At 67.1% G+C, this 24,544-nt stretch carries 23 protein-coding genes; 14 read left to right on the top strand and 9 right to left on the bottom strand.

Annotated features, from left to right (window positions below):
* Positions 1–33 precede the first annotated feature (33 nt).
* The gene (locus tag ABD231_RS23670; RefSeq protein WP_344155929.1) at positions 34–1,284 is read left to right on the top strand and encodes an MFS transporter; all 1,251 of its coding nucleotides are present in this window, start codon (positions 34–36) and stop codon (positions 1,282–1,284) included.
* Positions 1,285–2,355: 1,071 nt separating this feature from the next.
* Positions 2,356–3,534 carry a chymotrypsin family serine protease gene (locus tag ABD231_RS23665; protein ID WP_344155926.1) on the top strand — a complete coding sequence of 393 codons (1,179 nt, stop codon included), beginning with the start codon at positions 2,356–2,358 and terminating at the stop codon, positions 3,532–3,534.
* Positions 3,535–3,577: 43 nt separating this feature from the next.
* Here ABD231_RS23665 and ABD231_RS23660 read toward each other — a convergent pair whose 3' ends face one another.
* Positions 3,578–4,744, bottom strand: coding sequence for an acyl-CoA dehydrogenase family protein (locus ABD231_RS23660; protein WP_344155923.1), 1,167 nt, complete (start codon positions 4,742–4,744; stop codon positions 3,578–3,580).
* Positions 4,744–5,856, bottom strand: a complete 1,113-nt coding sequence (locus ABD231_RS23655) for an acyl-CoA dehydrogenase family protein (protein ID WP_344155920.1) — start codon at positions 5,854–5,856, stop codon at positions 4,744–4,746. Before ABD231_RS23655 ends, ABD231_RS23660 begins: the two co-directional genes overlap by 1 nt.
* Positions 5,857–6,143: 287 nt before the next feature.
* Here ABD231_RS23655 and ABD231_RS23650 point away from each other — a divergent pair, with 287 nt between their 5' ends.
* From ABD231_RS23650 to ABD231_RS23605, 10 genes are read left to right on the top strand one after another with little or no spacing between them, the layout of a single operon-like run.
* Complete coding sequence (locus ABD231_RS23650) at positions 6,144–7,295, top strand: hypothetical protein (RefSeq protein WP_344155917.1); 1,152 nt, start codon at positions 6,144–6,146, stop codon at positions 7,293–7,295.
* A 31-nt stretch (positions 7,296–7,326) separates the two neighbouring features.
* Positions 7,327–7,512 (top strand): hypothetical protein, encoded by a 186-nt coding sequence (locus tag ABD231_RS23645; RefSeq protein ID WP_344155914.1) that lies wholly within the window; start codon positions 7,327–7,329, stop codon positions 7,510–7,512.
* Position 7,513: 1 nt separating this feature from the next.
* Positions 7,514–8,368 carry an ATP-grasp domain-containing protein gene (locus ABD231_RS23640; RefSeq protein ID WP_344155911.1) on the top strand — a complete coding sequence of 285 codons (855 nt, stop codon included), beginning with the start codon at positions 7,514–7,516 and terminating at the stop codon, positions 8,366–8,368.
* On the top strand, positions 8,365–9,420 hold the full coding sequence (gene argC / locus ABD231_RS23635; RefSeq protein ID WP_344155908.1) for an N-acetyl-gamma-glutamyl-phosphate reductase: 1,056 nt from the start codon (positions 8,365–8,367) through the stop codon (positions 9,418–9,420). Before ABD231_RS23640 ends, argC begins: the two co-directional genes overlap by 4 nt.
* Positions 9,417–10,259 (top strand): amino acid kinase family protein, encoded by an 843-nt coding sequence (locus ABD231_RS23630; RefSeq protein WP_344155905.1) that lies wholly within the window; start codon positions 9,417–9,419, stop codon positions 10,257–10,259. Before argC ends, ABD231_RS23630 begins: the two co-directional genes overlap by 4 nt.
* Before the next feature lie 2 nt (positions 10,260–10,261).
* The gene (locus tag ABD231_RS23625) at positions 10,262–10,825 is read left to right on the top strand and encodes a glutamine amidotransferase-related protein (protein ID WP_344155902.1); all 564 of its coding nucleotides are present in this window, start codon (positions 10,262–10,264) and stop codon (positions 10,823–10,825) included.
* Positions 10,826–10,838: 13 nt separating this feature from the next.
* A complete protein-coding gene (locus tag ABD231_RS23620; protein ID WP_344155899.1) occupies positions 10,839–11,948 on the top strand; it encodes a Glu/Leu/Phe/Val dehydrogenase dimerization domain-containing protein in 1,110 nt (369 codons plus the stop codon).
* Positions 11,945–13,507, top strand: coding sequence for an AMP-binding protein (locus ABD231_RS23615; protein ID WP_344155896.1), 1,563 nt, complete (start codon positions 11,945–11,947; stop codon positions 13,505–13,507). The genes ABD231_RS23620 and ABD231_RS23615 overlap by 4 nt, the downstream gene beginning before the upstream one ends.
* Entirely contained in the window at positions 13,504–14,757 is a 1,254-nt protein-coding gene (locus ABD231_RS23610) for a pyridoxal phosphate-dependent aminotransferase (RefSeq protein ID WP_344155893.1), read from the top strand. Before ABD231_RS23615 ends, ABD231_RS23610 begins: the two co-directional genes overlap by 4 nt.
* Positions 14,732–15,664, top strand: coding sequence for a hypothetical protein (locus tag ABD231_RS23605; protein ID WP_344155890.1), 933 nt, complete (start codon positions 14,732–14,734; stop codon positions 15,662–15,664). Before ABD231_RS23610 ends, ABD231_RS23605 begins: the two co-directional genes overlap by 26 nt.
* Here the strand turns inward: ABD231_RS23605 and ABD231_RS23600 are convergent.
* Positions 15,607–16,020 (bottom strand): MerR family transcriptional regulator, encoded by a 414-nt coding sequence (locus tag ABD231_RS23600; protein WP_344155887.1) that lies wholly within the window; start codon positions 16,018–16,020, stop codon positions 15,607–15,609. The two genes, ABD231_RS23605 and ABD231_RS23600, sit on opposite strands and share 58 nt — an antisense overlap.
* Positions 16,021–16,087: 67 nt before the next feature.
* On the opposite strand from ABD231_RS23600, the gene ABD231_RS23595 reads away from it, so the two are divergent.
* A complete protein-coding gene (locus tag ABD231_RS23595; protein WP_344155884.1) occupies positions 16,088–17,293 on the top strand; it encodes an MFS transporter in 1,206 nt (401 codons plus the stop codon).
* Between the two features lie 56 nt (positions 17,294–17,349).
* Here the strand turns inward: ABD231_RS23595 and ABD231_RS23590 are convergent, their stop codons facing one another.
* The 3 genes from ABD231_RS23590 to ABD231_RS23580 form a co-directional block, all read right to left on the bottom strand.
* Positions 17,350–17,997, bottom strand: coding sequence for a response regulator transcription factor (locus ABD231_RS23590; protein WP_344158193.1), 648 nt, complete (start codon positions 17,995–17,997; stop codon positions 17,350–17,352).
* A 156-nt stretch (positions 17,998–18,153) separates the two neighbouring features.
* Complete coding sequence (locus tag ABD231_RS23585) at positions 18,154–18,912, bottom strand: SDR family NAD(P)-dependent oxidoreductase (protein WP_344155881.1); 759 nt, start codon at positions 18,910–18,912, stop codon at positions 18,154–18,156.
* Positions 18,905–19,522, bottom strand: coding sequence for a ScbR family autoregulator-binding transcription factor (locus ABD231_RS23580; RefSeq protein ID WP_344155878.1), 618 nt, complete (start codon positions 19,520–19,522; stop codon positions 18,905–18,907). The genes ABD231_RS23585 and ABD231_RS23580 overlap by 8 nt, the downstream gene beginning before the upstream one ends.
* A 136-nt stretch (positions 19,523–19,658) precedes the next feature.
* Here ABD231_RS23580 and ABD231_RS23575 point away from each other — a divergent pair, with 136 nt between their 5' ends.
* On the top strand, positions 19,659–20,564 hold the full coding sequence (locus ABD231_RS23575; RefSeq protein WP_344155875.1) for a ScbA/BarX family gamma-butyrolactone biosynthesis protein: 906 nt from the start codon (positions 19,659–19,661) through the stop codon (positions 20,562–20,564).
* Positions 20,565–20,622: 58 nt separating this feature from the next.
* Here the strand turns inward: ABD231_RS23575 and ABD231_RS23570 are convergent, their stop codons facing one another.
* The 3 genes from ABD231_RS23570 to ABD231_RS23560 all read right to left on the bottom strand — a co-directional run bounded on the left by ABD231_RS23570 (position 20,623) and on the right by ABD231_RS23560 (position 24,487).
* Entirely contained in the window at positions 20,623–21,096 is a 474-nt protein-coding gene (locus ABD231_RS23570) for a hypothetical protein (RefSeq protein ID WP_344155872.1), read from the bottom strand.
* 91 nt (positions 21,097–21,187) lie between these two features.
* On the bottom strand, positions 21,188–23,869 hold the full coding sequence (locus tag ABD231_RS23565; RefSeq protein WP_344155869.1) for an ATP-binding protein: 2,682 nt from the start codon (positions 23,867–23,869) through the stop codon (positions 21,188–21,190).
* An 84-nt stretch (positions 23,870–23,953) separates the two neighbouring features.
* Positions 23,954–24,487: a hypothetical protein gene (locus ABD231_RS23560; RefSeq protein WP_344155866.1), complete on the bottom strand. Its 534-nt coding sequence runs from the start codon at positions 24,485–24,487 to the stop codon at positions 23,954–23,956.
* Positions 24,488–24,544: the final 57 nt, after the last annotated feature.

The raw sequence follows: 24,544 nt of genomic DNA, 5'->3' as shown, positions 1-24,544 counted from the left end.
GCTGCTCACGACGGCTCATCGGATACTCGGGGGATGTCCGAAGTCGTCCCGTTGCGGCGGAACCGGCCGTTCGCGTTCTTCTGGACGGCTCAGTTGCTGTCGAACGCCGGTACGCAGGTTAGCGAGCTCGCGATCCCACTGATCGCCGTACTGACGCTGTCTGCGGGGCCGACCGCGATGGGTGTGTTGACTGCACTCGAGTCGCTGCCGAGCTTGGTGCTTGCGCTGTTCCTTGGTGTGTACGTCGACCGCCTCCGGCGTGGGCGGCTGCTGTTCTGGTCCAACATCGGGCAGGGCGTGCTGATCGGTACCGTTCCGCTGGCGGCCGCTTTCGGGGTGCTCACGATGGGGCAGCTGTACGTCGTGACCTTCGCCGTGGGGACCCTCGCGCTCGCTTACGGATTGGCGCATACCGCCTATGTGCCCGCGTTGGTCACCGACCGGCGGCAGCTGACCGCTGCTAACAGCAGTATCGCTCTCACGGACTCGGTCACCGCGGTTGCCGGTCCTGGGCTCGGTGGTGTGCTCGTTCAGTTGCTCACGGCACCTATTGCGGTCGCTGTCGATGCCGCGTCTTTCCTGGTGGCCGCCGTACTGCAAGCCTGCGGCCGTGGTCCGGATCCGCTACCGCCTTCGGAGAAGGTTCGCTTCGGACTGTCCATCCGAGCCGGCTTCGCCGCCTTCCGGCAGCAGCCCGGGATCGTCGCCATCACCGTCGGCAAAGGCAGCGCCGACTTCTTCCACTGGGGCGTCCTCGCCCTCTACGTCCTGTACGCCGTTCGCGAGCTCGGCCTCTCCCCAGCCGCCATCGGCGCCATCGCCGTCATCGGCTCCCTAGGCCCGCTGTTGGCCGGCCTCATCACCACACCCCTCACCCGCCGCTTCAGCACCGCCTGGACCGCCGTCATCGCCGCGATCCTCGTCGGCGGCGGAATCCTCATCCCCTTCGCCAACGGCCCCGACCTCCTGGTGATCGCCACCATCGGCCTAGGACAGTTCCTCCTCGGCCTAGGCGTGGTCCACCTCATCATCATCCGAGCCACCATGCTCCAACACACCATCGAGCCAGCCCTGCTAGGCCGCGTAGGCGCCGTCATCCGTCTCATCGAATGGGGCACCGGCCCCATCGGCGGCCTAACCGGCGGCCTCCTGGGCGCCGCCATCGGCCTCCGCCCCGCCCTCATCCTCCTAACCGCCGGCACCCTAACCGCCGTCCCCTGGATAACCAGAGCCGCCATCCGCGGCCACCTAACCCTCCCCACCCACCCGACCAACAGGACGTAGTCACCTACGTACACCCCCACCCACGCCTACCTTCTCGCCCTCCCCACCCCAATCCGCCCACCACCTCCTGTCCTTCCGCACCTCCGTGGAACAAAGTCGTCTCTCCGTGACTGCGAACTATCACCCACCGAGGGAGTGGGGGTCTCCGTGCGCTGGTCCGCGGCCGGTGTCGTGGGTGCCGGGTCCCCGCCGCTGCGGCCGACCTAGACAGGAGGTGTGGCTGGGCCCGGTAGGTGGCTGGGCGGGATGGCGAGCCCGCGACCGCGTGCACGCCACCTACGGCTGACGGGCTTGGGTCGCGGTCGACGAAGAGGTTGTCCATCAAGCGACCGTCGCGGATGGTTGGCCAGGGCCGGGACGTATGGCGGGTGGTTGGTGAGCGCGGAGGGCACGTCGGGTGGTTGGCCGGGGTTGCGACGCGTGTCAGGTGGTTGACGGGGGCGGACGTACGTCGGGTGGTTCGTGGGCGGGGAGGTATGTCGGCGGTGGTTGGGCGGGGTGGGGAAGGTTATGGGCCTCGGCGGTCCAAGATGCGCCCCACACTCACCACCTCGTGCGATGAGATCGGTTGGTGGCGGCGCTTGGCGGAAGATCGCTGCCGCTCTGTGGCAGTCGCACTCCGCGGATCGAGCAAAACCACCTCCACCACGTGTCGCAGCAGCAACCACACGCGACGTGCACGCTGGTCGCGGCCTCGGCATCCTGCTGTTGCGGCAACCCGAGCCCGTCAGCCATAGGCCACGTGCACGCGGTCGCGGGCTCGCCATCCCGCTCAGCCATCTGCTTGGCCAGCCACACATCCTCTGTGAGCCGGCCGCAGCGGTGAGTACCCGGCACCCACGACACCGGCCGCATGCCAGCGAACCTCAGCCACCGGAGACCGCCGAGCCCGACTCTTGCCAGTTCGTGCAAATGTGGGGAGAGGGGTGCCGTGGGGTGCGGGGGGCGGTCATTGTTGGTGGGGCGATCAGCACAGTCGGTGCGACCTCAGTGAGGAACTGTCCTATGCGAAGAGTTCGCTTTGCTCTGCCCATTTTGGTTTCGACGGCGTTGGTGCTTGGTGCCATCGGTGTGCCAGCTGTTGCCGCGGAGCCTCCCGCCCCACCAACAGCCGCCGGGAATCTGACGCCGGCTGAAGAGGTTCCGGTGCTTGCGGCGGCTGATGAAGCCGAGAAGGTTGCCGCCAAGTACGCAGGCTCGTATGCCGGTGCGCACTGGGACGCGGCCGCGAAGGTGTTGTACATCAATCTCGTGCAGCCAAAGGCGAAACAGGCTGACCGTCGGCAAGAAGTGCAGGCCGCGATCAGCAGCCGGCTGGCGACCTCGACAGTCACCACCAGGTACCGGTCAGTGCCGTTGTCGCTGGACGAGCAGAAGGCGCTGATCGCCAGGTTCATGCAGGACCGAGGCAAGTGGGGCGGGAAGGCGGCCGTCGACAACGTGCTGAGTGGGTCCGTCGACGAGCTGACTGGCCGCATCAAGGCGCACGCGGTGAAAGGTGCGGCCGCCCTCCAGGTTGCGGCGCGGAAGAACTTCGGTAGCGCGGTCGACATCACGCCGGGCGCGGCCCCGCAGGCTCAGTCGCGGTACTACCAAGGTTCGCCGTACCTCGGTGGCATGGCGTTGTGGGACGACCAGAACGACCCCCGCACCGTTGGCACCGCCACCTGTACGGCGGGGTTCAACTGGACCCGCCATTCCGACGGCATGGGGTACGTGAGCACCGCCGGCCACTGTGCGTCCGCCGGCACGAGCATCTTCCAGGCTGACAAGAATCAGCGCATCGGCTACATCGGGACCAGGTACCTCAACAACAGCGAGTACATCGACTTCGCCTTCGTCAAGGTCACCGTCGGCGGCGTGCTTCCGATCGTGTACGTCGGCGGTGCGGACACCGACGCATACCGCGACGTCACGGGGATCGACACCGGGACAGTCACCGGGGTGACGGTTTGTTCGAGCGGGGCGATCACCGGCCTGGTCTGCGGAAGAATCGCGTCCCGCACGAGCTCGGTGGTGGTCAGTGGGGTCCTGCTCAACCAGCAGACGTGCGTTGACGCCGACGCCGGTGTGACTCGGCAGGGTGATTCGGGTGCGCCCTGGTTGACGACGTACGACCCCTACACCGTGAAGGCCTGGGGCCAGCACACCGGAACCGTGGACTGCGCCGGTGACAACAACGTGGACATGGTGTTCAGCACTGTGCAGAACATCTCTGCTCGCGCTGGCGCCACGCTGATGATTCGGTGAGACAGGCCGGCCGAGGCGGGGCGGTGCCTCGGCCGGCCTGTGATCAGTAGCCCGTGGTCGGGATCCACCAGGTGGGGGCCGGGTTAATGGTGACTGGGTTTCGCCAGGTGGACGGGCGGTAGGTGGCGGGGGTTTGGGTGAGGTTCTCGACCAGCTGTTCGCGAAGGCGGTTGGTGGCGAAGGCGCCTACTACGTTCATCTGAGCGTCTCGGTAATGGCGTTCGACTTCGTGGCCCTGGGTTACGCCCAACGCGCCGTGGATCTGGACGGCGCGTTGGGTGATCTCTACTGCGAGTTCGGTGGCGTAGACCTTGAGCATGCCGATCAGGTCCTTGGCAGAGTTGCCGGCTACGCGTTCGGTGGCGGCGCGGAGGGCCAAGACGCGAGCGGCGTCGAGCTGGGCGCGGGAGTCGGCCAACTGGGCTTGGACGCCTTCCATGTGGGCCAACGGGCGGCCGAAGGAGACGCGTTGTTTGGCGTGCCGGACTGAAGCGGCCAGCGCTGATTCAGCGGTCGCGATAGCGGCGATCGACACGAGGAGCCAGCCCCAGGTCATGCCTTCGGCGAGTTCGGTGAAGGGGACGGGAATGACGTTGGCTTCGTCGACGTGAGCGTCGGTGTACACGATGCCGCCCCAGGGCATCCCGCGCAGGCCCATGTGCGGGATCTCGTAACGGCGGACTCCGGCCTGGTCGAGTTCGACGAAGGCCAGGCACCACTCGGGACCACCGTCGCCGACTTCCCGCCGGGCCAACGTCACCGCGAGGTCGGCGCGCGGAGCGTTGGTGATCCGCGACTTCTCGCCGTTGATCACGAAGCCGTCGCCAGTGCGGCGTACTAGCGTTTGATAGGTGGATGCGTCGCTCCCAGCCGCCGTTTCGACGATCGCGAACGCGGCCAGGCGCTCACCGCTGATGAGCGAACGAACCAAATCGTCATGCCGCGAGTTCCCATACGTGCGCAGGAGGTTGCCGCACAGCAAGGCCGAGACGGTCGCGGTCCAGTAGGTACCGGAGCAGGCCCGGGCCAGTGCCTCCATCGCGGCGACCTGCGCGGCCGCATCGCCTCCGGTGCCGCCCAACTCAGCCGGGTGGAAGACGCCGAAGTAGCCGCTGGCAACGAGTTCCTGCCAGTTCTCGGTGGGGATCGAACCGGTGGCGTCGACCTGAGCAGCACGCGCCGCAATCCCGTCGTACGTAATAGTCATCATCAATCCTCAAGAATCGACGCGGCGATCACCGGGCGAAGGACTTCCGAACCGCCACCGGACGAGACGAAGAAGCGCGCATCGCGATACGCGCGGTCAACCAACTGCCCCTCGTCCGCGGCCGCCGGACCGGCCAGCTCCGCCGCAGCCTCAGTCACAGCCCGTACGGCGAACGCCGTAAACAGGCGGGCGGATGCGGCGTCCTGGTACGCGGTCGGCGCCGATTCGTCGAGCTGACCTGCCACCTTCTCAAGAAGTCCGGAGACGAGTTCGTTCTGAATTGCCAAGTCGGCCAAGGTGAAGCGGGCCGACTGAGAATCCAGCACGTGAGCGCCACACAACGCACGCGTGCGGGAGGCGGCGAGCGAGTCAGTCGCGAGAGCACGGAGGATGCCCAGCCACGCAGCGCTGACGAAGACCCAGTCGAGCGCAGCGAGCAGCGGCTCAACCGAAGTGGCGGCGGCGCCGACCGCAGCGAGGACGGCATCGGCCGGCACCTGACAGTCGTCGAAGACAACCCGTCCCCACGGACACGTGCGCAGCGCCGCCGGCGTCGACTCCTCGATGAAAAGACCAGGGGTGTCGGCATCGACGAGGAACGCAGTACGAGATCCGGTGCTGTGCTCAGCGACCACCAGGAAGTGATGAGCTTTGGGGCCGAGGGCAACCAGTTCGAGCGCACCGGACAGTACCCAATCGGCACCAGCGGCTCGGGCCGTCACCACCGCGGGGCCACCGGAGGTCTGCAGCAACGACAGCCCACCGATCCAATCACCCGCAGCGATCGACGGCAGATAACGCGACCGCTGCGCCTCGGTCCCAAAGGTCCGCAGTGGCACAGTCACCAGTACCGCATGCGTAGCAACCGCGAGAGCGAGCCCAGGATCCTGCGATCCCTCCCCCAACGCCGTCAGCAACGCAGCCGTCTGTACGGCGGTCAGCCCGCCACCGAAGGTGCCCGGAACCGTCAGGGCCTTGAACAGGGTCTCGTCCCATTCGCGGTGCCGATCGCGCGTGGCGACGGTCGGACGAGCGAGGTGACCGGCCAACTGCCGGACCTGCTCGATCACCGCCCCAGCACCGTCATTGCTGTCACCAGGGAATTTCGGAAGCACGCTGAATCCCTTCCCTTCACAACTGCGGGCCAGATCTCAGGAAACGTATCCGTGATTCCTCAGCAGAGCCGGAATCATCACGAAAAACCACCGGTCGGCAGATTTCGACACGCATCCTCGCGCGGCCTCACAAGGCTCCACAATCCTTGACACAGACCTGCTTGCCCCGCCTGGTCCGGCCCCCGCAAGGTGGTGAACAGCTCGCGAAGCCGCCCCGCTTCTCACGAACCCCGGGGCTGCCCCGCGGCCGGAAACTCGCCATCCGCAGCCAAGGGAGCACAACAGCAATGGAATCAGCGGTAAGCACCGAAGGGCAGGAAATCCGCCCCCGATTGTCCGACGCCACGTTGCGGGATTCGGCCCATATGGCCGGGGTCGAATTCGGCCCGCAGGACGCGGCGATCATTGCCGATCTGCTGGTGAAGACCGGGATCGAGCTCGTCGAGGTCGGCATGATCTCGGGCCCGAACAGCAAGGACGCGGATCTGATCGAGGCCACCCACGAGGCGATCGGTCCCGAGCGCAGCATGTCGCTCGTGGTGGTCCGCGACCGCCAGCAGGTCGCCACCGCCCTGGACGAGGCGCAGCGGCTCGGCGTCCACCACATCATGTACTCGATCCCGACCTCGGAGCAGCACGCCAAGCTCAAGCTCGGATCGCCCAGCCCGCGCTTCCTGGAGGCGCTGGCGAAGTCCGCGATCACGCAGGCCAAGGACCGCGGCTTCCACGTCACGTTCAGCGGTGAGGACGGCGCTCGCACCCCCAAGGAGCGCTTGGTTCCTTATGTCACAGCGGGTTTCGCGGTCGGCGCGGACCGGTTCCGCGTGGCCGAGACCGTTGCCTACCTGTCGCCGTGGCAGATGCAGGACCAGATCGCGAGCCTCACCGAGATCGACGGTTCCGAGATCGAGATCCACTCGCACAACATGCTGGGTATGGCCGTGGCGAACTCGCTCGCCGCGATCCGGGCCGGCGCCAAGTGGATCTCCGCGACCGTCGGCGGCATCGGCGAACGCGGCGGCAACGCACCCCTGGCCGAGCTGCTGATGGCACTGCGCATCGTGCACGGCGACGACCGGTTCGACCTGTCGCACCTGACCGAGCTGTCCAAGGTTGCGCTGCGCGGCGCAGGCCTCGGTACGGCGTTCCAGTCGGGACCGACGTCGCCGCACGCCTTCGCCTACGAATTGCCGGGGCAACTCACCAACCCGGAAGCCTACGAAACCGTTCCGGCGGAATTGGTCGGCAATTCCCGCGAACTCCTGGTCCGCACCCGCCTGACTCCGGCCTTGGTCAAATGGGCATTGAAGGATTCCGGCCTGACGGTCGATGTCGACGAATTCACCCCGTGGTTGATCACCCGGCAGGAAGAGACCGGCCGCCACTTGCTCGATCGCGACGGTATCCGTAAAGCCGCCGTCGACTTCCAGGCAATCTAAACCACCCTTAAAAGAAGACTGGAGTTCACCGATGTCCACCGCCACCCTTTCCGGTGTCTGCCCCGAGTGTGAGACCGACCTGACCGTTCCCGCGCTCGTCCAGGGCGAGACCTTCTCCTGCCCCGAGTGCATGCTGACGCTGCGCGTCGAGGGCATCGAGGACGGCCAGCTGCGCCTGTCGATGGTCGAGGTGCAGTTGCGCGACTGGGGGCAGTGAGATGCCCACGAAGTCCATCGCGATCGTCGCGGACCGGATCGCCTGGGAGGAGCGGCAACTGATCCAGGCCGGGCCCGCACTGGGCCTGTCCGTAGAGTGGATCAACGACGAGTCGCTCTGCCTGGGCAACCCGGACGCCTCGGCGCTGGCCGGCTTCGACGCCGTACTGCTGCGCAGCCGGAGCTACACCCGGGGTGGCCTGATCGCCACCCTGGCCGAGGAGTCCGGCACCCGGGTGATCAACTCGGCGCACGCCATCAACCTGTGTGAGAACAAGGCCGTCCTCCGGACCGCGCTCCGCAAAGCCGGCATCCCGGTCCCGGAGTTCCGGATGGTCTTCTCCCGCTCGGACTTCGCCAAGGCACTCACCGAGTTCGAGCTGCCGGTCGTCCTCAAACCCGTGTACGGCGGGATGGGCAAGCGCGTCACGTTGATCCGCGACTCGGATCTCGCCCACTCCGTCTACGACTACGTCGAGGACCTCGGTCACGCGTTCGAGCAGGCCTGTCTGGTCGAACCGTTCCTGGCCGGCGGCGCCTCGGTGCGCTGCCTGGTCGTCGGTACCGAGCTCGTCGGTGTCGCCGAGTTCACCACCGGCGGCGAGGACTGGCGCAACAACGCAGCCCTCGGCAACACCAGTCGCGCCGCAGCCGACGACCCTTACGTCGCCAAGATCGTCAGCGGCGTTCTCGACGTCCTCGGCCCGGGCATCTACGGCGTCGATCTCTTCAGTACGCCGAAGGGTTACGTCGTGAACGAGGTCAACCACGCGCCCGGCTTCCGCGGTGTCGCCACCGCGACCGGTGTCGACGTGGCCGTGGCCATCGGCAACTATCTCGAGGAGGTGCTCGGATGATCCGGGCCGGAATCGTCGGCGCCTCCGGGCTGGCCGGCGGCGACCTGATCCGACTGATCGTCCAGCATCCCGAGCTGGAACTCACCTTCCTCGGTGGCTCGTCGAACCTCGGCCGCCGCCCGGCGGAGCTCCACCCCGGCCTCCGGATGGACCTCGGCCTCACGGTCGAAGCCGTGACGGAGGCCGTTGCGGACAAAACAGATGTCCTGTTCCTCGCCACCCCCGCGCCCGTCTCGGCGGACCTGGCACGACTGCTGGCCGACAAAGGGCCGACGATCATCGACCTCAGCGGCGCGTTCCGGATCCGTACCACCGAGCTGCACGACCGCTGGTACCCGAAGGTCAACCGCAGCACCGAGCTCGCCGACCGCTTCGTGTACGGCGTCCCCGAGCTCATCGGCGATCAGTTGCCACAAGCAACCCTGATCTCGTTGCCAGGCTGCTACGCCACCTCCATCACGCTCGCCCTGGCCCCGCTCACGCTCGAGCTCGGCCTGGACCTCAAGACGGTGGTGATCGACGGCAAGAGCGGTTCGTCCGGTGGTGGTCTGTCGATGCGCAAGACAGACCTGCACCCGCTCCGCAACGGCGCGATCGCCCCGTACTCCCCCACCGGCCACCGCCATGCCGGTGAGGTTCGCGACTTCTTCGAGCGCGCCAAGCCCGGAACCATCGGCTCGCTGTCCATGTCGGCGTACGGCGTCTCGCACGTCCGCGGCCTGATGACGAGCAGCTACGTCTTCACCGACCAAGAGGTCAACCAACGCGACCTCCATCGCGCGTACACCCGCTTCTACAAGGGCAAGCAGTTCGTCCGCGTACGGCGGCACAACGAGACGCTGATCCCGGTCCCGGATCCGCAGGCTGTGCTCGGCTCCAACTACTGCGACGTGACCGTCCTGTACGACGAAGAGGCCAAGCGAATCGTGGCTCTCGCGGCGCTCGACAACCTGGTCAAGGGCGCAGCCGGACAAGCGATTCAGGCCGCCAACCTGCGGTTCGAACTGCCCGAGGAGAGTGGGCTGACGATGCAGCCGGTGATGCCCGCATGAGCCCGATCGTGGTCAAACTCGGTGGCAGCTGCCTCGACGACCTCGCCGGCGCCTGGTGGAACGACTTGGCCGTGCATGCCGCGGAACACCCCGTCGTACTGGTGCACGGCTGGTCGAAACCGCTCAAGCAGCTCAGCTCGCGGTACAGCGACCCGTCCGCGATTCTGCGGGACCGCTACGGCAACCAGAGTCGCTGGACCACCACCGAGGTGATCGAGGACATCAAGACGGTCAGCACGGTGATGGCCGACGACGTCGCCACCCGGCTCGAGTACCGCGGGATCACGCTCGAGCGGAAACTCGGCAGCGACGGTCTCGTGTACGCCGGCCCCGGCGAGCGCTGGTGGTGGCAGGGCAAGCAGTTGGTGGAACTGGAGAACCTGGTCGGCCCCATCACCAAGGTCGAGCCGAGCGTGCTCAAGAACCTCCGCCCCGGTCACGTCTACCTGGTCACGCCGTTGGCCAGCAACGAGCTCGGCCAAGAGGTCAACACCGATGCCGACCGGGCAGCTGCGGCCATCGCGGGTGCGATCGGGGCAACCAACCTCGTCCTGGTCACCGATGTCGCGCACCTGCTGATCGACGACCAGCCGGTATCGCGGATCGACGCCGACGCGGCCGCGGCCTTCCGCGACAAGGGCGCCACCGGAGGCATGCGCAAGAAGCTGCGTGCCGCCGGCGAGGCCTTGGCGCAAGGCGTGACCGAGGTCGTCATCGGCAGCGCCCCCGTCTCCGACCTGCTAGCCGGACGCACCGGAACGGTGATCACCCGAGCTCCCGCCTCAGAGCTGGCGCCCGGCCGCGACGGCACCGCCACCCAAGCCCTTAAGGAGCAGTGACCATGGCGCAAGCTCGTGTGCTGGTCGTCAACAACAAGACCTTGTCTCTGCCTCAGCTCCGGAAGCGGTTCGAGGACTTCGGGGCGGCGACCGATGTAGTCAGCAGCACCGAGGTGCCGGCGAAGCTGAGCGGCAGCCACCAGGCGATCGTGCTGAGCGGGACCAAGGTGCGGGCTTACGACACCGAGTACTACAAGCCCTTGATCGATCTCGTCATGACCGCCGACGTCCCGGTCTTCGGGATCTGCGGCGGGATGCAGATCATCGCTGTCTCCCAAGGCGCGGAGCTGGCCGAGGGTGAGCAGCGGGTCGGCGGGCACGACGCCGAGGTGGACAAGAGCGAGGCACTGTTCACCTTCGTGAAGCCGACCGTGACGGTCTTCCACCGGCACACCCTGTATCTGCAGGCGGCACCGGTCGGTTTCCGGTCCATCGGCCGCTCGGACCACGCGCCGGTCGAGTTCCTGCGCTCGGACGACGGCCGGATCCTCGGATCCCAGGCCCACCTCGAGTTCCGCGACGACGGCCGCGAGATCCTCCGCGGTTTCGCCCAGCTCTTCCTCTGAAAGGACTTCTCGCATGACTGAGCACGACAAGCCCGCCCTGACCGTGCACCTGAACGGCGCCGGCGGCGAGATCAAGGGCTGGGTCGTCATCGACTCCCTGTACGACGGCCTCGGTATGGGCGGTACCCGGATGACGCCCGGGGTCACCGAGGCGGAGGTGGCCGGGCTGGCCCGCGACATGACCCACAAGTTCACCCTGGCCGGTCTGCCGATCGGCGGCGCGAAGGCCGGCATCGTCTCCGACGGCACCGACCGGGAGACGACGTTCAAGACCTTCGGCCGGACCGTGAAACCCTTGCTGCACGGGGGAATCCACCTCGGCATCGACATGGGCGTAACCCCGGCCGACCGCGCGATCTTCTTCGAAGAGGCCAAGTACGACCCGCGCTACCGCCTCGGCGCCCCGGACATGCCGATCGACTGGCGAACGTACTACGAGCCGCTGATCGACTGCACCGGCCACGGTGTCGGCGTCGGCGCGGTGACTGCGCTGGAGGCCAGCGGCCGCAAACAAGCGCGGGTCGTCGTCCAGGGCTTCGGCGCGGTCGGCCGTGCGGTCGCGCAGTTCCTCCAGGCCCGCGGTCACGTGGTCGTCGGGGTTGCCGACATCGACGGCACGATCAGCGCCGACCGGTTGCCGGTCGACGAACTGATCGCGATCACCGACGAGTTCGGCCGGATCGACCGCACGCGCTTGCCGGCCAACGTCACGGTATCGAGTGAATCGGACGCCTGGCTGGATGTCGACGCGGACCTGCTCATCCTCGCAGCCCAGAAGCGTGCACTGAACGACGAGAACGTGCACCGACTCCGGGCCGAACTCGTTGTCGAGGGCGCCAATATCGCCTCCACTCCCGAGGCTCAGGAGAAGGCGCGCGCGGCCGGCGCCGTACTGGTCCCTGGCGTGATCGCGAACATCGGCGGCGCGGCCTCGGCGGCGCTCGCGGTCACTCGCGTCGTGCCGTTCGATCTCGAGGCGGAGGCCCGCAAGGCGTGGGTCTTCGACTGGGTTGGCAACCGGGTGAAGCTCAACACCCAGGCCCTGCTGGAGATTGCCAAGGCCGGTGCGGGCGATCCGCTGCCCGAACTCCTCGCCGTACGACGTGCGGAGCGCGGCCGATGACTGCGGAGTACCGGCGTCGTGGCTGGTGGCGGGACGACACCTTCCTCGACGACCTGCGCAAGCAGGCTCGCGAACGGCCCCGCAAGCTCGCCATCGCTGGCCGCCGGCTCGACGAGGCCCATACCGACACTCTCGACTACTCGGAGCTGTCCACGCTGACCGATCGGTTCGCAGGAGCCCTTCTACAGCTGGGGATTGAGCGCGGTGACACTGTCGCGGTCCAACTCCCGAACCGGTGGGAGATCGTGCCGCTGATGTTCGCGACCATGGCGGTCGGCGCGGTGATCGTCCCGATCGCTCCCGAGTGCCAAGGTGACGAACTGCACCACCGCCTCGCACTGACCGAGGTCAAGGTGTGCATCACCGTCCCGGAGCTGGCCGACGATATCGGCGCCATGCAGGACGAGCTGCCGCTCGAGCACCTGATCGTGGTCGGCACGGCCGCGTTCCATGACCACTTCATTCGCACGCACTGGGAAGACACATCCGATCTCACGGGTCGACAGCTGCGGCCTGATGATCCCTTCGTCGTGCTGTTCACCTCCGGTACGACGGGTTTCTCCAAAGGTGTTGTCCACAGTCAGAACACCGTGCATTCCGGCGTACGGGGTTATGTGGACGCGTTCATGCTCAGCGACGACCTGGTCGTCGCCAACACCACACCGCTGGTGCACTACTCGGGCTTCGGCCAGGGGGTGCTCGCCAGCGTCTTGCTCGGCGGGACGGTCGCCTTCCAGGACGGTCCCGACAAAGCCGGCCTGCTGGACCTCGTGGAGCGCTATCGCGCCACGCTTCTGTACGGTCCCCCTCCAACCCTCAGCGGTGTTGCACGGGTCCAGCAGGCCGATCCGCACGATGTCTCGAGCCTTCAGCACACGGTCACCGGTGCGGCGCCGGTGCTCCAGGGGCTCGTCGACGAGATGCGATCGACGTTCGGGTCGCGGACGTACTCGGTCTGGGGGATGTCGGAGTTCGGTCCGATCACGATCACCCGGCTCGACTACGACCAGGACTGGGCCGCGCACAGCCACGGCCGGCCGATCGACTCGATGGAGATTCGCGTCGACCTCTGCCACGACCCGTCGAAGCGTGCTCCCGTTGGCCGGCTGCGAGTCCGCGGCGCATCGCAAGCGCTCGGGTATTTCAAGCAGCAGGACGTGTTCGACGCCGAGGTGTCCGAGGACGGCTGGTTCGACACCGGTGACGTGGCGCGTGAAGACGGTCGCGGCGGCATCCGGATCCTCGGCCGGGCGAAAGACACGATCGTGCGGGACGGAATCGTCGTACCGATGGCCGAGCTGGAAGCCGTCATCTCCCAGCACCCGAAGGTCACCGAGGCAGCGCTGGTCGGAACCACCGGCTCGACGGACGACCCGATCCTGGCAGTCGCCGTTGCCCACGGCAACACTTGGCCGACCCTGCAGGAGATTCAGGCGCACCTCCGGTCGGCCGGTCAGGACGAACGGTTCTACCCGGAGCGACTGGAAGTCGTCGACGTACTGCCGAAGACGTTGACCGGCAAGGTTCGCAAGGTCGAGCTGCGAAAGCTCTACGCATGAAGATGTCTGCGACCCTGGCCGCCGACCAGGAGTTCGAACGGCGGCGGCTGGCCGGGGAGCAGGTGTTGTTCCTGGCCACCGGTGAGATCGGGCTACCGGTTCTGCCGGAGTTGCGCGAGCGCCTGATCGCAGCGGCGGGCCGGAACGCGTACGGGCCGGTGGCCGGTTCGGCCGAACTGCGGTTGGCGGCTGCGGGCTACTGGAGTCGTCGCGGTCTGCCGACCGATCCGGCCGACGTGGTCTGTGGGCCGGGGACGAAACCGCTGCTGTTCGCGCTCATGCTCGCGGTCGGCGGCGATGTCGTCGTACCGGTGCCGACGTGGGTGAGCTATGCCGCGCAGGCGCAGCTCGCCGGTCTGCAGTCGATTCCGGTACGGACGCGGCCCGGGGAAGGCGGCGTACCGGATCCGACCGAGCTCCGCCGACGCGTGCTCAACGCTAGAGCCAAAGGCGGAAATCCGCGCAGTGTCGTGGTGACACTGCCGGACAATCCGACCGGGACGATCGCCAAGCCCGAGACGGTTCGCGAACTCGCCGAAGTGGCGCGCGAACTGGACCTGGTGATCATCTCCGACGAGATCTACTGCGACCTGGCTTACGCACCCACCGTTTCCCCGGCGACCTACGCACCGGAACGCACAGTCGTCACCACCGGCCTGACGAAGAACCTGGCCGTCGGCGGCTGGCGGCTCGGCATCGCCCGCCTGCCAACCGACGAACTCCGCACCCGGCTCATCGGAATCGCCAGCCAGGTCTGGTCGAGTACGACGGCTCCCGTCCAGGCGGCGGCTGCGTACGCCTTGGCCGAACCGCCGGAGGTGATCGAGCGAGTGACGGCGTCTCGCCGGTTGCACGAACGCGTCGTACGGGAAGTTGCCACCGTCTTCACCGCGATCGGCGCCGAACTCGCCCCGGTCCAGGCCACCTGTTACCTCTACCCCGACTTCGAGCCGCTTCGCGGTCAGCTCGGCGTCAACAGCAGCGACGAACTCACCCAACTACTCAGCACCCGGTACGGCGTCGCCCTGCTCCCCGGCACGGCGTTCGGCGAACCCCAGCGCTCACTGCGGATCCGGGCCGCGACCAGCCGCCTGTACGGCGAGACCGATGCCGAGCGTTCAGCCGCCCTGATAGCGCCGGACCCGCTCACGCTGCCCTGGATCAGCGCGTCCATCGACCGCCTGACCGAAGTCCTGACCCACCTGACCAACACCAAGGAGAGCAATGTCCACCGTCATCTTCGAAGTTGAGTTCCGCGGCCGGCGCTACGCGGGGGTGGGGTTGCCGACCGATGCGCCAGTCACCCTGTTCCCGGTGGCCGAGGACCAGTTGCGGAACGCCGTACTGGCCGGTGGCGGCACGCAGGCGCTGCTGGACTCGCTGACCTCCGGGACCGACACGATCACGGTCTCGGCCGACGACCCGGAGGTGCACTTCCTGCCGCCGCTGTTGCCCGCCTCGAACAACTCGCTCGTCACCGGGTTCATGGGCACGCATCGCTCCAAGTTCCCGGCGCCGCCTGCTCCGGACGAGGAGTTCAAGGCGCCGAACTGGCTGATCAAGGGCTTCGGCTCGTGGCTGGAGACCAACGGCGGTCCGCTGACCGTGCCGTCCACGGCGGACGAACTACTCGAGGAGCCGGAGGTCGGGCTGGTCTTCGTCAACGACGAGTTCGGCAACCCGCACTACGCCGGCTACACGTTCGGCAACGACCTGAACGACATCGGGCTGCATCTGCAGAACCCGTGGGGATGGACGCCGTACGCGAAGCTCTGTGACACGTCGCTGACCCCGTGGCTGTTCCTCGGCGAACCGCCGACCACCGTCACCGGGCAGATCATCATCGAACGCGACGGCGAGGTCGCCTGGAAGGGTGACTTCTCAGCCGGCGCCGACTCGATCTTCCAGCGCGTCCCGGACATGGTCGACAACCTCTTCTCCTACGCCGGCATGCGGCGGCCCGGCCTGGTGAACTACCTGCTCCTCGGGTCGGACAAGGCCAGCTGGCACGCGGGGTATCGGATCGCCGACGGCGACCGGATCATCTTCGACATCGCCAGCCATGGTGTCGTCCTGGCCAACGACGTCGTGTACGCCGGTCAGGCGGAGACCGCGGCCTCGGACGGGTTCGGGGTCTGGGGGGCGCCCTCTGCCTGAGCCTCCCGGACCGCGACCAGGTACTCGGAGATGGCATCGCGGTTGCGCTCGAGGAAGCGGATGCGCTCGGACATCCGGTCCCGCTCGCCTTCGAGGAGCGCAACCGTCTCCTCGGTGGGCGCGGAGATCCGGATCGCCCGCGGGGTGTCCATACACGGCAGGACCTCCCGGATGACCCGGGTCGGCAGTCCGGCGTCCAGCAGGCCGCGGATCTGGATCACCTTGTCCACACAGGACTCGGCGTAGTCCCGGTAGCCGTTGGCGGATCGCTGCGAGCCGATCAGGCCCTGCTCCTCGTAGTAGCGCAACAACCGCCGGGACGTCCCGGTCCGCTCCGCCAGAGTTCCGATCCGCATGTGGTGCACCTCACATGTCCAAAGACCTTGACCTGTACATCAATGAGAAGGTTTGAGTATATCTCCCATGGCTGCTTCCCAGACTGAGATCTCTCCACCGCCCGTCGGGGGCGGGAACAACAAGCTCCCCTGGTCACCCCTGCTGGCGCTGAGCACCGCGGCGTTCGTCGGCATCCTGACCGAGGCCCTACCCGCCGGCGTGCTGCCGGAAATGGCCCGCGACCTGTCGGTCAGCGAGTCCGCAGCAGGCCAGTCGCTGACGATTTATGCTATCGCGACCGGCGTCTCGGCGATCCCGTTGTCCGTGGCGACCGCGACCTGGAACCGCAAGAAACTGCTGCTGCTCGCGGTCGCCATGATCGGCCTCGCGAACATCGTCACCGCGATCTCCTCCAGCTACGTGCTGACCATGGGCTTCCGCCTGCTGGCCGGTATCGCAGCGGCCGCGGTCTGGGCCGAGCTGGTCGGCTACGCGCGCCGGTTGGCGCCGCCACACCTGCAAGGCCGAGCCATCTCGATCACGATGGCCGGTGTCCCCCTCGCACTGGCCCTCGGCATCCCGGTCGGCACGTTCCTCGGCAACCTCTTCGGCTGGCGAGTCACCTTCGGCATCGTGGCCGCACTCTCGGTCCTACTGCTGGGCTGGATGGGGCTGTCCGTCCCGTCCACACCTGGCCAGCCGGTCGGACAGCGTGAGCCGATCTTCAAGGCACTCAAGCTTCCGGGCGTCGTCGCCGTACTGTTCACGGTCGCGGCCTGGGTGCTGGCGCACAACATCCTCTACACCTACATCTCGACCTTCCTCGACGAGTACCAAATGGGCGGACGGCGCGACGTCGTACTGCTGGTCTTCGGTATCGCCTCGGTCGTCAGCATCGTGGTCACCGGCGCACTGGTCGACCGCAAGCTGCGCGGCCTGACCATCGGCTCCGCGGCGATGTTCGTCATCGCGGCGGCGATGCTCGGACTCGCGGCCGACAGCGACCTCGTGGTGTACGCCGCCATGGTCATCTGGGGCCTGAGCTGGGGTGGCGTCACGACGCTGCTGCAGACGGCCGTCACCGACGCCGGTGGCGATCGGGGGCAGGCGCTCCTGGTGACCACGTGGAACTCGTTCATGGCCGGCGGCGGCGCTGTCGGCGGCATCCTGCTCGCGGTCCTCGGCCCGAAATCGTTCCCCTGGGGCGTGCTCGTGCTGGTCATCCCCGTGCTGCTGGTTGCCGTCCTCGCCCGCAAGCACGGCTTCCCGAGCCGGCGACCAAACGCAGCCTGATCGCCGAAGAGGCCGTGTCCGTCGTGGGGTTTTCCCGGGACGGACACGGCACCTCTTTATCCTCTGCCGATCCGGTAGCCAACACCGCGGACCGTGATGATCCAGGAACTGGATCCGAGCTTGGCCCGCAGACTCCGCACATGGGTGTCGATCGTGCGGCTCGAGTCGGCCCAGCTCGTCTCCCAGACACTGGCCATCAACTGTTTGCGCGACACCGGCTCGTCCGGATGCGAGGCCAGCTTGTGCAACAGCTCGAACTCCTTGCCGGTCAACCGGACCGGCTCACCACGCACCCGTGCTTCATGCGCTTGAACGTCGAGGCTCAACGAGCCCACCGTCATCACCCGGCCCGGTTGCCGGCACGGCAGCGTCCGCCGCAGTACCGCCTCGACCCGGGCCAGCATCTCCCGCGAACCGCAGCGTGCATCCACACAGTCGTCCGCTCCGGCCTGCAGAGCCAGGATCCGATCCGTCTCCGTCCCACCAGAGGAGACCGTGATGATCGGTTTGTCACCGGCACCGCGGATCGACCGGCACACCTCGAGCCCGTCGATATCGGGAAGATCCAAGTCCAGCAAGACGAAATCGGAACTCCGGTGCGCCCGCAACGCCTTGGCTCCGGTGTCCACACTGCTCACTGCATACCCTTGCCTGCGCAGATCCTGCCGTCTGGCCTCGATCTCCGCCGAGATCCCTTCGACCACAAGAACGCGCACAGTCCCTTGTGCCACTGCTCACCTCACATGCCCCTCGAAACGAGACCTCACCGGCAGCGTCCCCCCAGGACACTAAAATCATAGTGATCTTTTTTTTCTCGTCAACGAAGTCCGGTCAACATCTGGCCAAGTGGCACTAGATGGCTAAATCGCGCTCGCGCCGCCGTCGACGGGGATCGCTCCGCCGGTGATGAACGAGGCTTGATCACTGATCAACCAGGCCGCAGCCCGGGCCACCTCGATCGGCTCGGCCATCCGCGGCTGGATCTGCCGGGCGACCGCTCCCTGCTCCAGCGGCGGGAACGCGCGGATCGCCTCCTCGATCAACTCGGTGCGGGTGGTGCCGACGATCAGCGCATTGATCCGGATGCCGTACTGCCCGTACTCAGCCGCAGCAGCCCGGGTCAGACCCAGTACGGCGTGCTTGGCGGCAACGTAGGCCGCACCAGCGCCAGTGGCGAACTCCCCCGCCGTACTGGAGGTGTTGACCACCGAGCCACCCGACTCCATCATCACCGGCAACTGGTGCTTGAGGCAGTTCCAGGTCCCGCGGACGTTGACGCCCATCGTGCGTTCGAAGTCGTCGTCGCTCGTCTCGTGCACGAGCGTCCCGATCGTCCCCCAGCCCGCGTTGTTGAAGGCACCATTCAACCCGCCGAACGCGCTCACCGCTGTGGCGACGGCCTGCTCCACCGCATCGGAGTCGGTCACATCGCCCGCAGCGACCTCGACCCGGCCGCCGGCCGCCCGGATCTCCGCGGCGATCTCCTCGAGCTTGTCCTTCCGACGAGCCATCAGTACGACGGCCGCCCCCTCCGCCGCGAACGACCGGGCGGCCGCGGCGCCGATCCCGCTGGAGGCGCCGGTGATCATGATCGTCTTGCCGGCCAGTGCTTCAGTCACGCCCGATCCCCTTGATTCCCTTGCACTCGTCAGATACCCCGAGGGCCGGGAGCAGGCAGCGCCAGATCTCCTCGACCCGCTCGACCAGGTCCTCGTGCGCAGTCTCGACGTACGAGTGCATCTGAGCGCCGGTGCAGGCGTTGACGATCATCCGGGCGATCGCCTGGATGTCCACCTCGGGCTTCAGCTCACCGTCGTCGACCGCGGACTGCAGATCGGCCGCCATCAGGCCGGTCCACTGCTGATGGGAGTTCTCCCCCGCCGGCATGAACCGGTCCTGCTCCCAGACCAGCCGGGCGCCGGCCCGCAGCATCGGGCTCTCCGCGAGCTGCCGCGCCCACACCCGGGTCACGTCGATCGCCCGCTGCAGGCCGTGCGACGTCTCCGGCGGTACGACGAACTCCGGCTGGCCGGCCACGATCGCCCGGGCCAGCTCCTCCTTCGACCGGAAGTGGAAATACACCCCACCCAGCGTCACGCCGGCGCGGTCCGCGATCTTCATGACACTGGCACCGGAGAACCCGTTCTCCGCGAACACCTCGGCCGCGGCCAGCATCACCGCCGCCCGGGTCCGCTCGGCGCGCGCCTGTTTCACCACCCGTGGAGCCATGAAGACATCCTCTCCCCTGCAATCTGACCCGAATCGCTTCACGAAAAGAACAACATTATTTAATTTATACGTGGACACTGGGCGGGACCACCCGTCCGTGTCCCATTCCTGTCGTCCCACAGGGGGGAAACCTGCCATGACCGTGACCACCGACGCCGCGCCACCGACCGAACCACCCATCCAATCGCTTGTCCGCAAGGCCAAATCCGACGAGGCCCTCGTCACCGACTGGCGAGAACTGCCCGATCTCGTCCAGGACGTCACCGCGATCTGGCCGCAGAGTCACGTGTTCTACACAGAGCGCGACCATTACACACCATTGATCTTCACCGAAAGCCTTCGGCAAGCACTCGCTTTACTCAGCCAACGTATTCATTCGATTCCGCTCGGTCACCGGCTCGGCTGGGAAGAGATCAACTCGTGGATTCTTCCGAGCGCGCTGGACGTCCAGACCAGCGCGAAGAAGGTCACCCTGCTGGTCAGTCACCCGAGCGTCACCCGGCGCCGGATGGGGTCGGTCTACCTGGTCTCGCGGATCGACGCCGTCAGCGACGGCCGCCGGATCGGCGGCGCCGAGGTGCGCTACAGCGCGCATCCCCCGGCGATCTACGACCGCCTCCGCGGCCCCTATGCCTCCGCGAAGGAGGCATTCGGCAAAGCGATCCGGCTCACCGCCCCCGTCGCTCCGGCACTGGTGGGTCGGAGCGACACCCGCAACGTCGTACTGACTCCGATCGACCAGCCGCTGAGCTGGCAGTTGCGCGTGGACACCACGCACTGCGTCCTGTTCGACCATCCCCACGACCACGTCCCCGGCATGGTCCTCCTCGAAGCCGCGGCCCAGGCCGCACAAGCCACCACCCCGACCCCGGTGGCCACCACCCGCTTCGACACCAAGTTCCTTCGGTACGTCGAGTTCGACCAACCGTGCTTCGTCACCGCCGAGCCGGGTCCCGCGCAGGGCGTCGTACAAGTCACCGTCACCCAGGCCGACAAGCCCGTCTTCACCACCGCGGTGACGACCGAACCCTGGCCGTCCTGAGCAGGCAACGATCGTGTGCACGGCCCGCCCTCCGTGCACACGATCAGCCTTGCGCAGATCAGGTGGTGCAGTTCTTGGTCATCCACTCGCCGAACTTGAGAACCGCCGCCGAGACTGCCTGTGCTTCTTCCTCGTCCTCGGCGGTGATCTTGCCGTTCATCAACTTCTCGTAGCCGGTGGCGATCTGCTCCATGACCGGCTTGATCTCGGCCGGAGCGGCCTCGGCCAACCCGGTCAGTTGCTCCTTGATCTTGTTCTTCTCGGCGTCGCTCATCGCGGTGGTATCGGACATCGAGTCGAGCACTTCGCCGTTGGCCGTCACCTTGGCGCAGAACGGGTGCTGGTCACCGGCGGGCTCTCCGGTCGGCGCAACCGGCTCGCTCGCATCCCCGGTCGGTCCCGTCGGCTTGGCCTGCTGGGTGGTGTTCACGACCGGCTTCGGCGCCGCCGCCGGCTGGTCGGAACAACCACTGAGCACGCCTACAGCCAGGGCAACCGCCACGACGGCGTACCGGTAGTCAATTCTCTTCATCAGGTGCTACTCCCGCTGGAAATGAGTTGTCACCTGAGCTTCCCGAGCCCCCGTCTCACCGACATCACACATCCGTGACACCGCTCGGCGGTCATGCCAGTAAGGAATCGACTACAGGGGCGATTGGTTCGTCTTGGGCTGTGGTGATCACGGCGGCTGCGTCGGGGCCTAGCATGCGGCGGGCTAGTTCTTCGGCGCGGGCGCGGGCGGCGAGTTCGTCTGGAATGACTAGGGGCGAGCCGATGCGGAGGCGTTGGGTGGCTGAGACGGTCAGCAGGCGGAGGGCGACTGCCGGGCGGCCCTCCTCTACCTCGAGGCTGCTTAGCAACTCCAGTACGTCGACCATCCCCTCAGACAGGTCGAGTTCGCGGTACAGGCGCAGCGACTCCAGGCACAGCTCGCGACAGCGCTCGAGTTCCTTGAACTGCCACGCGACCGTCGCCAGGTTGTTGTGCGCCGCGGCGAGGCCGCGGGGGTCGTCGCTCCAGAGGTCGCGGACTCGGGTGAACATCTCCTCCGCCTCGCGGAAGCGGCCGAGGTTGCGCAGGGCAACGCCGGTGACATTGACGGCTGTTCCCAGCATCCGTTGGTTGTCCAGCGGTTCCGCCTTGTCGATCGCTTGGCGCCCCTGCGCTAACGCATTCTCGAAGTCCTGCAGGGTGATGCTCGTGATCGACAACCCGACGAGGGCGGAAACCTCGGCGATGTGGTCCCCGAGTTCGCGGAACAGCTCGAGCGCTTGCTCACCCAGTACGCGCGCCTCGGCGTACCCGCCGCTGTAGCGGGTCAACGTGGCAAGCGATCGCAGTGCGACACCCCACTCGCGAGTCCGCTCCGGCTTGCCAATCTCGATCGCTCGGCGGAGCCAGTCCTGGGCCGGCTCCTTCAGACCGCGGCTCCACCAGTACCACCAGGTCGGCGCCGCGATCGCCAGCACCCTGCCGGAATCGCCATCCGGTCCGAGCGACCAGTCGAGGGCTGCGCGCAGATTGGCTTCCTCCTGGCTGAGTTCGCTCAGGAGCTCGCGATGGTTCGATCCGCCGTACTTCTCGGTCCTGGCCGCGAGTTCGGTGCACCACTCCGCATGACGACGCCGTACGGCGGTCTCCTCGCCCGCAGCCTGCAAGCATTCGAGCGCGAAGTCGCGAACCGTTTCCAGCAGCCGGTAGCGAACCCCCTCGCCATCCAGCTCCACGCCGATCAAGCAGCGGTCGGTGAGATCGACCAGGATCGGTACGACGTCGGCCGGGTGGATGCCGTCGCCGGACACGACCTGCTCGGCCGCCTCCAGCGTGCAGCCGCCCACGAACACGGCCAGCCGCCGGAGCACCAGTTGGCCCGGTGATTCGAGCAGCGAGTGACTCCAGTCCAGAGCTGCCCGCAGGCTGCTGTGCCGGATGCCCGTGTCACGGTTGCCGGAGACAAGCAATCTGAGCCGGTGCTGAATCCTGGTAGCCAACTGGTCGACAGTCAATGTCCGGGTGAGTCCGGCGGCGAGCTCGACGGCCAGCGGCAGCCGATCGAGCGCCTCGCAGATCAGGTCGATTTGATCGCTGGGTTGGAGACCGCTGCGCGAGCAGAACAACACCCCGGCGGCCTCGCGGCTAAGCGGCCCAACCTGATGGACCTCCTCCTCGCTGATCCGCAACGGACGCTGTGAGGTCACCAACACCGCCAGGCCGACGGCCTTGCTGCGGATCCGCAGCAAGAGCTCGGCGACCTCGTCCACCAGGTGCTCGGCGTTGTCGACGACCAGCAGTGCGCCGCCCAGCTTGTCCAGGATCCGCGGCAGCGGATCACCAGTACCCGCCTCGACATCTGCGGCGGCGGCCAGCGCCGGCAGGACGGCTTCGCCCACGCCGAGGGTGGCGAGGTCGAGCCACACGATCGGCCGGCCGTTGCGCGACTGAACGGCCGCCGTGATCTCACGGGCCAGCCGCGTCTTGCCCATACCGGGTCCACCGGTCAGGGTGATCAACGTCGGTGAGGTCAGCAATCCGAGCAGGGTCTCCAGCTCGCTGTCGCGACCCACGAATGCACTCCTCCCCACCCCGGTACGACGTACTGTCTGCTGATCGGCGAGATCCGGATCCTGCCGGAGAATCCGCAGTTCGAGGGCGATGGTCTCGGGAGCCGGATCGATCCCCAGTTCGTCGACGAGCGCCTTGCGGAGACCAGCTAGTCGTTGCAGTGCTTCGGCCTGACGGCCGCTGCGGTACAGCGCGATCGCGGACAGCCCGACGACCCGCTCGTGCAAGGGGTTCTCGGCAACCAACTGTTCGAGCTCAGCCGGATCGCTCTGGCCGGTTGCGAGTTTGGCCTCGATCGACTGGGTGCGCAGACTCAGCCGCAGCGCATCCAGTCGAACACCTTCCAACGCACCGAACGGGAAGGTCCGCAGATCGGCCAGCGCCTCTCCACGCCAGTGCTGAAGCGCCTCGTCGAGCTGGTCCGCACCGACCAGAGCATCCACCGCGACCAGGTCGACCGGCTCGGCTGCCAAGGCATAGCCGCTGCTGGTTCGGCGGATCGCGGACGCGTGATCGCCAAGCGTCTGCCGCAGCCGATAGACCAAGGCCCGCAACCGCTCGACCGGCTTGGCCGCAGCGTCCTCGCTCCACAGATCGCGGATCAGCGTGTCGTCGGGTACGCCGCTACCGTGGGCCAGCGCGAGCCGAACGGCCAGAGCACGTTCGAACGGTCGATCGACCCGAACGCTCGTGCCACCGGCCTCGATCACGGTCGGCCCCAGAACCCGCACTGCCAGCTCCACCTGCACATCTTGACAGGGCCCGGACACCCGACGATCCGCCGTACCGATCGGGCAGCGGCTACTGCCCGAAAGGCTGCACCCGGATCACTTCTTTGCCTCGACGCAGGTCCACTTGATGGTTCCGTCGATCTTGTCGCCGGCGTGGGACTGGAGTCCGCTGATCGTGACGACACCGGATCCGTCGGGCTTCACCTCGAAGGTCGCCGAACCGCCGTTGTCCTTCTGGAACTCGCCGATGTACGCACCCCCAGCGGGATACTGCCCGGGACCTTTGTAGTCCGGGGCGCTGAAGTACAACTGGGTCGACTGGCCGGCGAGCATCCCGTCCTGCGGTCCGCCGAACGCGAAGCCCTCGGTGTTGTTCGCGAGCTTCTCGCAGGTGGTGGACTCAGTGTTCGCGTTGGGATTGCCGGTCTCGGCGTACACGGTCACATTCGTCTGCACCGCCATGCCGCCGCTGACGTCATAGGTCTGGCAGAGCGACATGACATTTTGCTGCTCGCAACCGGTGGGCAGATCCACCGCCGCCGGCTTCTCCGAGCTTGTCGGTGCCGTAGCGTCCCACGTCGGGTTCTGGGCGACCGACACTTTGCCCGCGCAGCCTCCGAGGGCCATCATTGAACCGTCCCGGGTTTGGTGCACCCTCGGTTATGTGTGGACGACTGGTCGGTCGTC

Source organism: Kribbella yunnanensis (assembly GCF_039529655.1).
Lineage (GTDB): Bacteria > Actinomycetota > Actinomycetes > Propionibacteriales > Kribbellaceae > Kribbella > Kribbella yunnanensis.
This window is presented reverse-complemented; position numbering and strand designations above follow the sequence as displayed.